Raw genomic sequence first — 12,786 nt, 5'->3', positions numbered from 1 at the left:
TCTCTCGTCTGAAATGAGGGAATTAGCCGATCGTCCGCGGGGGGGCAGCTGAAGCTACTCCCCTACGTTGGAACGGGGATAAAGTAGTGAGAGCTTCCAGCTCTCTCACGCAGGAGCGGCTCTCTCGTGTGTCGTGCGCGAAGCTGGCCGGTTCCGACTTTGCAAGTGGTACTGAAATGAGGGGAATAGCCGATCGTCCGCGGGGGGGCAGCTGAAGCTACTCCCCTACGTTGGAACGGGATAAAGTAGTGAGAGCTTCCAGCTCTCTCAAGCGTCGTCCGTATTCTCTCCTGCGTAGCTCTCCCCAGCGCGAGTTCAGACGCGTCACACCTGGCTGCCCCTTACAGAAACAGTTCAGGTAGCTCTGCCCAAACGACGCCGGGATCCTGAGTGATCCGCGCAATCTGATTATCGAATTCCCGCCACTATTGCTCGGGACATATTTCGCGGCTTCATCCCCAAAAGTAGAAGACTCATTGAAGTCACCGCCCCCCCTAGAAAGCAAGGGTTCTCTCAAAGTAGTGAGAGCTTCCAGCTCTCTCAAGCGTCGTCCGCGTTCTCTCCTGCGTAGTTCTCCCCAGTGCGAGTCCAGACGCGTTTCTCCTGGGCACCCCTTACAGAAACAGTTCAGGTAGCTCTGCCCAAACTACGTCGGAATCCTGAGTGATCCGCGCAATCTGACTATCGAATTCCTGCCACTGTTCTTCGGTGCAGATTTCGAAGCTGTGTCCCCAGAAATAAAAGACGCCGCAATCAGAGGCCTTTGCGGCCGAGTAGCGTTCCCAGAACTCCGGATGGTGGAAGTGGCAGTCGGCGTGAAACATCATCGGATCAGCCGGAGGGTAGCAGGGAGTCGCGTTTAATGTGGTCCGGGCGTAGACGTGACCGGCTTCTCGAACGACATCGGCCGTGGCCGGATCATGATGGCCGTAGGGATAGACAAAGCCGTGAATAGGATCCTGAAACCAATCCTGGAGAATCTTGCGGGCGTCGATGACTTCCCGGCGCCAATCGTCGAGAGGGATTTTTAGGGGGAAGGGGTGGCTCATGGAGTGATTGGCAATCGTGAACCCCTCATAAACGGACTCGAGCTCTGACCGGGCTAGCCGATCAATCTTCTTATTCCATTTCTCGCTAAACCAACCCTCGCGCACATCACCGTGAGTCGCTGGATTGAGATTGAAAGAAGCCTTGGCCTCGTGCTTCCGCAAAATTTCGATCAGACGGATGTCGTCGTTCACTCCGTCATCCCAGCATTGGACTACTTTCATCATGGGGGGCGAAAGATAGGATTTTCGCCCGGGACGGTGCAATCCAATTGATGCCCCGAAATCGAGAGGTCAAAGTTTTTTCAGGCGCTCGCCGAATAGAAATTCGAGTTCGAAGAGGATTCGCGGGTCGGGATTGAAATTTCGTTCCCGCTTAAAATCGATTCCCGGCTCCACCTTGAGATACATCCATTCTTTCCAAATCTGCTGTCGGTAGGGGAGTCGAACGAGTACCGCTTCAACACGGGCCCAGGGCTCAGTCTGAGAGTAGACTGCCGTGCGGAAGCCAATCGTTCGACGGTTGGTAATCCGGTGGTAGAGGCTCAGCGCCTGTCCGAATTCAAAACCTGCGCTTGTCTCAGAACGGACCACGGCCAAGTCCACTTCTGCCCAAGAGGCGTCTCCGATGTAGCGTCTCATGTCCATCGAGCTCTTTTCGCCAAAACCGTCATCGGCTTCGTAGGTCAGGTATTGGGAGATGCGAAAGCGCCAGGCTTCTCCTTCCCAGCTCATGCGGCCCCGTAACTTGAACTTCGGCACGGGCTCCGGCTTGAGGTCTAGACCGGCGTCGAAATCCAAGTCGAAGTTCATGAGGTCGATGAGAGCAAATCGGAGAGAGGCATTGCCGCTCTCGTCCGCCCCAGGAACCTGACGGAGTTCTGAGCGGCTAAACCCTGTCAACGGCTCGCTGTCCTCCTGAACATTGTCGACAATCAGTTTCAGACGATTTTGCGTTTTGGGCAGATCGATCTTCGCTTTGAAATCGACGCCGGTATCGACCGATTGACCATCGATAAACTCGATCTGCGGAGCGATCGCGATGTAGCTCTCGCCTTCCTCGTCCGCCTTCAATCGTCGATCGCCAAAATAACTGTCGAATATCGCTGAGCGCTCCTCGCGGTCCGGGGCGATCAGGTTATCAAGGTAATGGTCGAGGCCCTCGGCCACGGATTCGACCTGCTCGGAAACCATTTCGTGGAATTCGTCTACCTTGTCGTTTTCGGGAGCTTCAATTTCATATGTTGGAACCGGGCGTCCGGAGCTTTCGTCGACAATCTGAGCGCTGGCGTGACTCGCCCATCCGATCAGAACGAGGATCAGGAAGAGCCTTCTGATTCGACATACCTGCACGATCGCGCACGAAAGATTCTCTCGCTGGAAGTCGGCCCCGATCATGAATCGTCCTACTAGAGGATCCTTCCTTACTCTTCAGGAGAGTTGATCTGCTTCGGTTTCAGAGTGAAGGTGTTGAAGAGCTGAGTAAGCTCCAATCGTTTCTCGTAGAGCTTCATCCCACCTTTGATCGTTTCCACTTCTTCCTCAGTATATTCCCGCTTGGGATCGCAGCCTAGGAGCACGAGCCAAAAGCCATCGGGTTCCGGTCCCTGAAACCCGACGATGCGCAGATCTTTTTCCTCCTGGTCCTTCCAGAATCGCTCGAAATCCTCTTTGTCGCGGAAGTAGATCCCGTTGATGATGAGGGCGATTCCCTTTTCATCCTGATAAATGACTGCGAAACTGCAGAGAGCGCCGCGTTCTGCCAGAGCCGAGGTCTCCGATCGATTGGTGATATACCCCGGATTCTCATCCATGCCCATTACTTCCAGTATCTCTCCGTCCTCAACGAGAGAGAAGGTGCTCGGAATTTCCTCTTTGTGCGGGGTGAGCAGATCGGGAATCTCAGGGGGAAGGACGGAGGTATTCTCGAGGATGTCGGCGTCGCTCTCGCCGAAGCCTTGTGATGCGATCAAGAGGATAAAGAAGGATAGTAGGAGACGGTTCACGGTCGTTCGGCTGATCAAATCCGATTATCGGCTGATCGAAAAAGAGGAAAATTTCCGAAAATAGGTTTCATAGTATTTTCTAGAATCGAATAAAGATGATTTCCGCAGATAGTTCCATTTTCTGTTTTGGCTCTCTCATCCTTCCAAAGGATGAGGTTCTCAGATTGAACCTGCCCGCGATCATTTAAGGGAGCGCTTTCCGCTGCCCATAATTAAATCTTTTTGAGGCTCTTCATTCTGGAGGTCTTTGCCGGGGGGAGAGGGGGCCGAATGACACTATTTTAAGGGGTTTAGCGGGAAAATTTTGATGTTCGCGACTTTTGAAGAGGAACCTCTCCACCGTCTGGCGACGGTCCCCCTCCCCTGTAGCAGGGGAGGAGTCTTTTTGTAATTTTCTGACTCCCCTCCTACGAGTAGGAGGGTGCGACCCCCGACTATGTCGGGGGTGGGGAGGTTCCGATTCCATACAACCTCTTAAACTAGTGCCATTCGGGAGAGGGGGCCTTCGCTTGGGCGTATGGTTGCAGCCCCTCAGACATTGGCGTCTTGGTGGAAGTGGGCGAGAACCCACTGATAGAACGAATGCAGCTCTGGTGGAAGATCTCCGGAGGGGAGAACCCAGCTGAACGTTCGTCGAATCTCCAGGCCCTTGGTGTTCATGATGGAAAGTCGGTGCAAGGCGAGCTCCTGTTGCAGAATCCGCCGCGGGAGAAATGCGATGCCCAGGCCCGCCAGCGCTGCGTTCTTGAGAGCCATCGTGCTCCCGAAAACATATTGCGGCTTCAAGGTTTGGATGCGGATTCCGGAATGGCTCAGGGTATCCTCAATGACCCGCCGGGTCCCTGATCCGTACTCTCTCCAAAGCAAAGGGAGCTGGCGTAACGTCTCAAGAGAGACCGCTTTGGATACCGTGGGAATCAGTTCACTGGATAAGTGTTCGGGCGAATAGACGGGAACGATCTCGTCGTGGAGAAATGGCTCGAGGTGGAGTCCGGCCGCGCGGGTGAGTCCCTCCACTGCGCCAAGGTTGACTCGACCACTCCGGACCGCGGCCAAAACTTCATCCGTATTGCCTGAGCGCAGTTCCACGCCGGCGATCGCGTGGGTGCGTGCGTATTCGGCGATCAGGGTGGGGAAGACAAAATCGGAGAGGGTTGAGCTGGCAGAGAGCCGAAGGGGCGCCGTTTGCGGTAGGGTGTTTTCGGGGTCGACGGTCTCCAGCGCTTCACGAAGGAGAGTCGGGAGCTTCCGGGCTACGGGTAGAAGCCGTTTTCCGGCATCCGTGAGGGTCATCCCTTGGCTGGTGCGGTGAAAGAGGCTCTGGCCGACCGCATCCTCCAGTCGTTGAATCCTGGCGGAAAGAGCAGGTTGAGAAAGGTGCAGAGCCCGTGAGGCGGCCAAAACCCCGCCGTGCTCGGAGATGGCAAGGAAGGTGGTCAGCCATTCGGGATCCAGTCGGGGGAGCTGCGTCGTCATACCGGAATTATGTATGTATAGAAATCAATGATGGTAAATCGAAAACGTTGATTACCCTTCTTCGTCTCCTCCAGTGTATTCTCTCGTTCATGGATCGATTATTGGTGAAGGAGAGAACGATGGCGTGGATGATTCCTTTCGGGGCGATGTGGGTGCTTGTCTTCGGGGCGACCGGCGCGCTTTCACTTCTTCTCGGGATTCTCGTTGCCCAGATTGGGGCCAATCGCGATCCAATCCGCTGGACAGGCTGGGCCCATCGTTTGTTGCAGCTGTCCATCATTGGTCTGGGAGCGGGAATTGACCTCCCAACCGTAGCGCGGGCGGGAATCGATGGGATGGGGGTGACCCTGGTTTCGATTACCGTCATTGTCCTTGGAGGAATCGGATTGGCAAAGCTGTTCAAAGTTCCCGGAGAGACAGGCGTCCTCATCAGTGTCGGTACGGCCATTTGCGGGGGAAGCGCCATCGCGGCAGTTTCGGGAGTTTTACGCCCGCGTTCTCACCATACGGCAACCGCGATTGGCGTGGTTTTCCTCCTCAACGCGATCGCGCTCTTCCTTTTTCCGTTTGTAGGACACCTCTTCGGTCTCACTCAGGTCCAATTCGGGTGGTGGGCGGCACTCGCCATTCATGACACGAGTTCGGTCGTCGGCGCGGGGCTGGCCTACGGTCCGGAAGCCTTGGTTCTGGCCACAACCGTAAAACTTGCCCGCTCGTTGTGGATCGTGCCAGTGGTCTTTGCGATTGCCTATGTGCGGAATCGCCGGAAAAAGGCCGGAGCCGAAGCCGAAGACGGGGACAGCAACCGCAAGGCAGCCATGCCTTGGTTCATTCTCGGATTCCTGGCGATGGCCACGATCGCCTGGCTCGGGCCTCAAGGCGAGGCCGTTGAGCAAATGATCTTCCACGGTAGCCAGCGCACCCTGAGTGTAGCTCTCTTCCTCATCGGAACCGGACTCAGCCCTCAAATCCTCAAAAAAGTAGGCTGGCGCCCGGTAGCGCAAGGAGTAGCCCTCTGGATCCCCACCGCATTGATCTCCATGGGAGCGATACTCTTCTGGGGCTGACAGCCGTGAAACTTCGTGCACCGAAACCAATCGAATAACGATCAAGGTGAACCGGGACCGGCTGCTTAAGCTGCCGAAGTTGCCTCTCCGCCGGCCAGAAGGGGCCGCTGCAGCTGAGCGGTGACGAAAAGTAGGGCCGCAGCTTCAGCTGCGCCCATTTCACTGCCCCTCCGCCCCGTGTCCCCAGTGAGACCGTTTGCTGAAGCTGCACGGTACGATTTTGGATATGGCTTCGGAGTTTCGGCGGGAACCACGCCGAAACGTGAAAGTAGCGTGAGCTTCCAGCTCTCGCCCGTTGGAGCGGTCTCAGCGAAGCCGAGCTGAAATTGGGGAAGCTCTTCAGCAGCCGGCGTTGCCTCTCCGCCCGTCAGAAGGGGACCGCGCAGCCGAAGTTGAGCGGTGACGAAAAGTAGGGCCGCAGCTTCAGCTGCGCCCATTTCGCTGCCTCTCCGCCCCGTGTCCCCAGGGAGACCGTTTGCTAAAGCTGCACGGTACGATTTTGGATGTGGCTTCGGAGTTTCGGCGGGAACCCCGACGAACCGTGAAAGTAGCGTGAGCTTCCAGCTCTCGCCCGTTGGAGCGGTCTCAGCGAAGCCGAGCTGAAATGGGGGAAGCTCCTCACCAGTCGACGCTGCCTCTCAGACAACTCCCCGCGGAAAACCCGTAACCCCACATCTCAGGCAGGGAGCATGAAAAAAGCCCTCCGAAAAGAGGGCTTTGAAATCTTACTGGTCTCTGGCAATCAGCTGGTGCCCAGGGTGGGAATCGAACCCACACTCCCAAAGGGAAACAGATTTTGAGTCTATCGCGTCTGCCAATTCCGCCACCTGGGCTAGGTTGCTGAAAGGAGGAGAAAAAGGGTTTTTAGGGGTCGGAGTCGAGAAGAAATCGTGAGGAATTTGCGAAGGGGCCGAATTTTGAAATATTCGGCCGATGAAATTGGCGAGGAAATCACTTGGATTTCCTGTTCCGGGAGCTAGGCTAGATCGCTTTTTATTATGGCTGAAATTCCCAAAGCTTACGATCCACAGGATGTTGAAGACCGCTTGTACGCGGAGTGGTTGCAGGACGGCTGCTTCACGGGTGCGGCAGAAGAAGGTGACGAGACCTACACCATCATGATTCCCCCGCCCAATGTGACGGGGGTGCTCACGATGGGGCACGTGCTGAACAACACGATTCAAGATATCCTCATTCGGCGTCACCGCCAGCTCGGTCAGTCGGCCTTATGGCTGCCGGGAACCGACCACGCAGGCATCGCCACCCAAGCACGAGTGGAGCGGGAGTTGCGGAAAGAAGGGAAGACCCGTCACGACCTCGGGCGGGAAAAGTTCCTTGAGAAAGCGGTCGACTGGCGCGACAAGCACGGCGGCATCATTCTCCAGCAGCTGAAGAAGCTCGGGGCCTCCTGCGACTGGGATCGTACGGTCCACACGCTGGATGAGGATTACAGCAAGGCCGTAATCAAGGCCTTTGTCCTCCTTTACGAGCGAGGAATGATTTACCGTGGAAAACGGATGGTCAACTGGTGCCCGGCGAGCCTTACCGCTCTCTCGGACGAAGAGGTGATCATGAAGCCGCAGAAGAGCAAGCTCTACTACATGCGGTATGAGCTGGTCGATACTCCGGGGGAATACCTCGAGATCGCCACCACCCGTCCGGAAACCATCATGGGGGACTCGGGGGTTGCCGTTCATCCGTTGGACGAGCGCTACAAGCATTTGATCGGGAAGCAGGTCTGGCGTCCGTTCCCGAAGGCGGCGATTCCGATTGTAGCCGACGATTCGATTGATCGCGAATTTGGAACGGGGGTCCTCAAAGTGACTCCGGCCCACGATCCGGTCGACTTCGAAATCGGCAACCGTAATGGCCTCGAGGTTATCGATGTTTTCACTCCGGATGGTCATATCAACGAACTCGCCGGCGAGCCGTTTGCTGGCATGGATCGCTTCGAAGCCCGCAAGGCGGCCGCGAACATGCTCAAGGAGCTGGACCTTCTCATCCGTGAGGAGGACTACGAAAATAATGTTGGGTTCTCCGAGCGGGCCGATGTGCCGATCGAGCCTCGCCTGTCCGAGCAGTGGTTCCTGAAATATCCCAAAGTGGAGGAGGCGAAGGCCGCTGTTCGCGACGGCCACATTCGGTTCTTCCCCGAGCGTTGGGAGAAGACCTACCTGCACTGGTTGGAAAATATTCGCGACTGGTGCATCAGCCGCCAGCTGTGGTGGGGACATCGCATCCCAGTGTGGTATCGCAAGGATGCCGATCGTTCCGATCCGGCGAACTGGCACATTTCCGTCGACGGTCCTCAAGATCCCGAGAACTGGGAACAGGACGACGACGTTCTCGACACTTGGGCCTCTTCCTGGCTCTGGCCGCTGGCTACGCTCGGTTGGCCGGATGAGCAAGCAATGTCTCAAAAGGGATATCAGAGCTTTTATCCGACCTCGGCTCTCGTCACGGGTCCGGACATCATCTTCTTCTGGGTCGCCCGCATGATTATGGCCGGGCTCGAGTTCGCGGGAGAGGAAAAGAAGACTCTGACTGTCGAGGAGATCAAGGAACGCATCCCGTTCCGCGATGTCTATTTTACGGGCATCATTCGCGACCTCGATGGGCGCAAAATGTCGAAATCCCTCGGGAACTCTCCCGACCCGCTCGACCTGATCAAAGAGTTTGGGGCCGATGGTCTCCGCTTCGGGATCATGAGTATCGCGCCGAAGGGGCAAGACATCCGCTTTAGCAACGAGCGCGTGGTTCTCGGTCGTAATTTCTGCAATAAGTTGTGGAACGCATGCCGTTTCCGCCAGATGTCCGGTTCGGTGGAAGCCGTCCATTCGGTGCCCGAACTGTTGGGCCGGATCGACACCGAGCAGCTCGACCTGCAGGATCAATCGATTCTCGGCCGCTTGCTCGACACGATTCGCATGGTCGATGAGGCATACGAAGCGTATTCCTTCAGCGGAATCACCCAGCACATTTATTCCTTCTTCTGGAATGATTTCTGTGACTGGTATGTCGAGGTGTCGAAGGGCAAGGTTCGGAATCCGGATGCGCAGGCGACTTGTCTGGCCATTCAGGATCTGATCCTGCGTCAGACTCTGCTTCTCCTGCACCCGTTTTGTCCGTTCATCACCGAAGAGCTCTGGCACTTGCTTGGATTCGGCGAGAAAGGAAGTCACATTCAGGATGCTCTTCCGATGACCTCGGACGAGCTGGAGAATGCTCTCGGCGAAGCCGGCTTGAAACTCGACCGTGGGGCCGTGGCCCAAGTCGACGAGATCCGTGAGGCGGTGACCTTGTTGCGTTCTCTCAAGGCTGACTACCAACTGAGCAATAAGAAGGATGTGAAGATCATGGTCGAAGAGTCGACGCTCACCCTCGACGGCGATGCCCGCGAAGTCTTCGGCGTTATCGAAGCGCTTGGCGGATTTTCCGATATCGAGACGGTCAGTGAGTCTCCCGATGGCGCTCCGGCGATTGTCACGCCTCTGGGGACTTTCCATCTCGATCTGAGTTCTTCTCTCGACGTCGAAGCGGAACAGGATCGGTTGAACAAGGAACTTGCGAAGCTCGACAAGGTGATCATGGGGACCCGTAAGCGTCTGGAAAACTCTTCCTTCGTTGATAAGGCCCCGGAAGCCGTCGTGGAGGGGGCTCGCCGTCAACTCGAAGAAAACGAGCGGAAGCGTGCCGAAATCGAACGACTGCTTGCCTCGTTGGGCTAATGCGGACCTGCCCGCGGCCCGGAAGGATCTGGCTCGCTGGTTTGGAAAGAACGCACGGGTTCTGCCGTGGCGCACCGAGACAACGGTCTATCGGACCGTCGTCTCGGAGTTCATGCTACAGCAGACTCGGGTTTCGACCGTCTTGCCGTATTTTGAGAAGTGGGTGACCACTTTCCCGGGATTCGCGGAGCTGGCGGCTGCCGAAGAAGGGGAGGTCCTCGGACTCTGGCAGGGACTCGGGTATTACTCGCGCGCCCGAAACCTACACAAGCTTGCCAAAAGGATCGTCGAAGAGGGCATTCCAGATGATTTGGCGGGATGGCGGGAGCTGCCCGGTATTGGCGGCTACACGGCGGCTGCGATCACCAGTATCGCCCAAGGGCTGCCCGCCGCAGTTGTCGACGGCAACGTCGTCCGAGTGCTGGCACGCCTCTCGGCGGATGAGACCACTTGGAAGGCATCCGGCGAAGCCGTCAAAGCCTTCGGGCCGCTAGCCGAAGAGTTTCTCGACCGGGACCATCCAGGACGGCATAACGAATCAATGATGGAGCTGGGTGCGGTGGTCTGCCTTCCGCGTTCACCCCTCTGCACGATCTGTCCACTGGTGCAGCATTGTCACGGCGCCGCTCAAGGGATCGCTGGAGAGCTGCCAAGAATTGTCAAAGCGAAGAAGACCGAGAAAACCGTTCGGCGTGCCTGGGCCGTCCGAGGAAAGACCGTCTTGCTGCGAGAGATTCCTGCGACGGCCAAACGGCTCGCCGGAATGCTGGAACTCCCCGAGTTGACCGACCTCCCTGAATCGTGGAAGCCCGACCCAACCCCCTTCGCGAAGCGCAAACGGGGCATCGGTAACGAGTCGATCACCGAGTGGTTCCACGTCGTCCCCGAACCGGGACGGATTTCCAAAAAGGCGGGCCTGCGATGGGTCTCTCTCGATGCCTTGGCAGAGGAACCCCTGTCCGGCCCCCACCGAAGGTGGATTGGTGAATTGCTGAAAGGGAAGTAGACTAGGAGGCTTCGGTCATACCTGCCCAGCGGATCGGGAGCAGTGGGTTTCTATCAAACGGATCGAGTTGCCGGAGAATTGGCCTGCCCAGCGAATCTCCTTTATCACTGGGATCGGCTGCCGCGCTGTCCCCCGCGCCTGTAAAGAGCGTTTGCTACAGCTGAGAGGATTGTAGTAGGGGAGGAGCTTCAGCGGCCCCCATTGCGAATTTCCGGACGGTCTCCCCGTGAGGACCTCCCGTGACCGCAGGACCGCGCAGCTACAGCTGAGCGGATGTAGTAGGGGAGTAGCTTCAGCTGCCCCCATTGCGAATTTCCGGACGGTCTCCCCGTGAGGACCTCCCGTGACCGCAGGACCGCGCAGCTAAAGCTGAGCGGCTACTTGTAGGATCGGCTGCCACAGCGTATCGGCCCCATCCATCGCATCCGTTTGCTGAAGCTGCATCTTACGGCAGACGGTCCTCCCCATTAATGGTGCAGCGTCGCCTTGGAGAAGGCGTTAAGGATGACGACTCCGATGACGATGAAGGTGATCCCGAGGATTGCGGGAGAGTCTAGTTTTTGGCCGAAGAAAATCCAGGCGATCAGGGAGATCAGAACGATGCCGATCCCGCACCAGACGGCGTAGGCTACACCGACGGGAATGGTTCGAATCGTCAGGGACAGGAAGAAGAGAGCTCCGACATAGCTGCAGATCATTAAGGCGGTAGGCAGCGGACGGGTAAACCCTTTGCTGGCAACCAGAGCTGCAGTTCCGGAGGCTTCGGCGACGACCGAGATGAGTAGATAGATCCAACTGACCATCCTTCATCCGTATCGAAAACCTTGGGTTTAATCGAGGTTATCCCTATAGGAAAGACGGCCCATGGTCTGGATTGAGGGGGGGGGAGCTACTTCCCGAATATCGGAAAGATACATACGAAAGACCAAGACTCTGTCCCGGGATTTTTATGAGAAATTCCGCCATTGGAGATGTGGGAAAAGCTAAGCCCGATGCGGATGCCCTTCTTGAATCGGACGGAGGTTTCAATGCTGCTTCGGAATTCGAGGTTGCTCCCCAGCTTCAGCGTGTCGCCAGAGTTGAAGAAGCCCGGAGCGAATCCCGGGGTGATCGCCCACCAATCCAGTATCCAAATATCGGCGTACATCCCTGCATAGAGAAAGGATGCTTCATCGCTCGAGAATCCAGCTCCAGCAACGGGAGTGAGATGGAGACGAGTGAAATTCCGTGCCCGCACTTCTGCCGAAAAATGGGTCGGGCGCTGCACGCCGTCGAGTATATCCGATTGCCCAACGGCTAAGGCGATTGCCGGGTCACCTTGCCAGTCAACGGCTTTAGCCGACTGCGGAAGAAAGAGGACTCCCGTTATGAGAGCCAACGCCGCGAGGGGAAGCCGTGCGAAGGCGAAAAAGGGAAGGAGATTTGTGAATACGTGCGAAGTCCGAAACATTGAATCTGAAAGTTGAGGGAAAATAATCGACATCCAGGATGTTTTCAACTTTTCGGGGCATTGGGGGCTATTCGAGGTTACGGAACTGGGAAAATAAACTCTTTTTGGCAAACGTTTTTCCGGAATGGGATTTTAGGTAGTTCTCAAAGGCAATCGCGGTTTCCTTGGAGGAAAAAGCAAAATAGGAAACGAGTTCCCAAGGTCGGAACTTTGCGGTGTGAGGACTATCGCCTTGGTTGTGGCGATGAAACCGCTCGCGGAGATCTCGTGAGAATCCTATGTAGGTCTGATCAGGCTGGTTGATGCTGCGAAGAACGTAAACGTAGCAAAAAGCCCGTGCTTCGCCCGTTGGGCTACGCAGGGCATGCTTCGCTCGTTCGGGGTTCATGAGACGGTCTTCCTCAAAGTTTGGGGACATGAGGGGCAAAGACCATCATGTCCCCAATGAATAACCTAACAGGAATAGCAGGCTACGAAGTGATCTCGCAGCGATGCAAATCGGATTTGGACGAGTTGGAGGCGGTTCTGGAGAGGGAGCCTGAGAGATGCCCTTACTGCGCGGCCCCGGGGCCGCGCAGTAAGGGCCGTTATCTTCGGAAGGTGCGTCATCGAAGTGGTTATGTTCGTTCAACTTTTTTGTTGGTGCACACCCGCCGTTTCTGGTGCTGGAGGTGCAAGCGGAGTTTCCTTCCCACGCTTCCGGGCATCCGTCCTTATCGCCAGAGCTCGGAGCTCTTTCGCAAGGAAGTCCACCAGCGCCACGAAGACGGGATCTGCGCGAGCACTTTGGCCAAGAGGGAGCGAATCGGGCAGGCTACGGTCGAACGGATTTATCACCAGCACACCGAGCTGGAGGTGCGCAAACGTTCCAACCGGGATTGCCCCCGGATGCTCGGAATCGACGAGCATACCCTGGGCAAAAAGAACCGCTTTTGCACCACCTTCTGCGACCTCGGCAACAATCGGGTCTTCGAGGTCAGGCCCGGTCGCAGCGAAAAGGAGCTCTC

Annotated in this window: 12 protein-coding genes and 1 tRNA gene; 4 read left to right on the top strand and 9 right to left on the bottom strand. The window is 56.6% G+C overall.

Annotation, left to right across the window (positions count from 1 at the left end; all coding sequences use genetic code 11):
• Positions 1-614 precede the first annotated feature (614 nt).
• From H5P30_RS18650 to H5P30_RS18635, 4 genes are all read right to left on the bottom strand, one after another.
• Complete coding sequence (locus H5P30_RS18650; protein ID WP_185694424.1) at positions 615-1,274, bottom strand: polysaccharide deacetylase family protein; 660 nt, start codon at positions 1,272-1,274, stop codon at positions 615-617.
• 66 nt (positions 1,275-1,340) lie between these two features.
• Positions 1,341-2,444 (bottom strand): hypothetical protein, encoded by a 1,104-nt coding sequence (locus tag H5P30_RS18645; protein ID WP_185694423.1) that lies wholly within the window; start codon positions 2,442-2,444, stop codon positions 1,341-1,343.
• 26 nt (positions 2,445-2,470) lie between these two features.
• A complete protein-coding gene (locus tag H5P30_RS18640) occupies positions 2,471-3,052 on the bottom strand; it encodes a hypothetical protein (protein WP_185694422.1) in 582 nt (193 codons plus the stop codon).
• Positions 3,053-3,583: 531 nt separating this feature from the next.
• Positions 3,584-4,528, bottom strand: a complete 945-nt coding sequence (locus tag H5P30_RS18635; protein WP_185694421.1) for a LysR family transcriptional regulator — start codon at positions 4,526-4,528, stop codon at positions 3,584-3,586.
• Between the two features lie 89 nt (positions 4,529-4,617).
• Between H5P30_RS18635 and H5P30_RS18630 the strand changes: the two genes are divergently transcribed.
• Complete coding sequence (locus H5P30_RS18630) at positions 4,618-5,595, top strand: YeiH family protein (RefSeq protein WP_185694420.1); 978 nt, start codon at positions 4,618-4,620, stop codon at positions 5,593-5,595.
• Positions 5,596-5,660: 65 nt separating this feature from the next.
• Here H5P30_RS18630 and H5P30_RS18625 read toward each other — a convergent pair whose 3' ends face one another.
• Both H5P30_RS18625 and H5P30_RS18620 read right to left on the bottom strand, forming a co-directional pair.
• Positions 5,661-6,032 carry a hypothetical protein gene (locus H5P30_RS18625; RefSeq protein WP_185694419.1) on the bottom strand — a complete coding sequence of 124 codons (372 nt, stop codon included), beginning with the start codon at positions 6,030-6,032 and terminating at the stop codon, positions 5,661-5,663.
• A 310-nt stretch (positions 6,033-6,342) separates the two neighbouring features.
• Positions 6,343-6,428 (bottom strand) — tRNA-Leu (locus tag H5P30_RS18620).
• Positions 6,429-6,593: 165 nt separating this feature from the next.
• On the opposite strand from H5P30_RS18620, the gene H5P30_RS18615 reads away from it, so the two are divergent.
• Together H5P30_RS18615 and H5P30_RS18610 are read left to right on the top strand one after the other, a co-directional pair.
• Positions 6,594-9,323, top strand: coding sequence for a valine--tRNA ligase (locus H5P30_RS18615; protein ID WP_185694418.1), 2,730 nt, complete (start codon positions 6,594-6,596; stop codon positions 9,321-9,323).
• The gene (locus H5P30_RS18610) at positions 9,286-10,329 is read left to right on the top strand and encodes an A/G-specific adenine glycosylase (RefSeq protein WP_343075454.1); all 1,044 of its coding nucleotides are present in this window, start codon (positions 9,286-9,288) and stop codon (positions 10,327-10,329) included. The genes H5P30_RS18615 and H5P30_RS18610 overlap by 38 nt, the downstream gene beginning before the upstream one ends.
• A 467-nt stretch (positions 10,330-10,796) precedes the next feature.
• Here H5P30_RS18610 and H5P30_RS18605 read toward each other — a convergent pair whose 3' ends face one another.
• The 3 genes from H5P30_RS18605 to H5P30_RS18595 all read right to left on the bottom strand — a co-directional run bounded on the left by H5P30_RS18605 (position 10,797) and on the right by H5P30_RS18595 (position 12,197).
• Positions 10,797-11,132, bottom strand: a complete 336-nt coding sequence (locus H5P30_RS18605; protein ID WP_185694417.1) for a DMT family transporter — start codon at positions 11,130-11,132, stop codon at positions 10,797-10,799.
• 86 nt (positions 11,133-11,218) lie between these two features.
• Positions 11,219-11,779, bottom strand: coding sequence for an acyloxyacyl hydrolase (locus H5P30_RS18600; protein WP_185694416.1), 561 nt, complete (start codon positions 11,777-11,779; stop codon positions 11,219-11,221).
• Between the two features lie 67 nt (positions 11,780-11,846).
• A complete protein-coding gene (locus tag H5P30_RS18595; protein ID WP_221774409.1) occupies positions 11,847-12,197 on the bottom strand; it encodes a GIY-YIG nuclease family protein in 351 nt (116 codons plus the stop codon).
• A gap of 26 nt (positions 12,198-12,223) precedes the next feature.
• On the opposite strand from H5P30_RS18595, the gene H5P30_RS18590 reads away from it, so the two are divergent.
• Positions 12,224-12,786: transposase (locus H5P30_RS18590; RefSeq protein ID WP_185691332.1), on the top strand; the 563-nt coding region annotated here is incomplete at its 3' end.

This window comes from Puniceicoccus vermicola (genome assembly GCF_014230055.1).
GTDB classification, from domain to species: domain Bacteria; phylum Verrucomicrobiota; class Verrucomicrobiia; order Opitutales; family Puniceicoccaceae; genus Puniceicoccus; species Puniceicoccus vermicola.
This window is presented reverse-complemented; position numbering and strand designations above follow the sequence as displayed.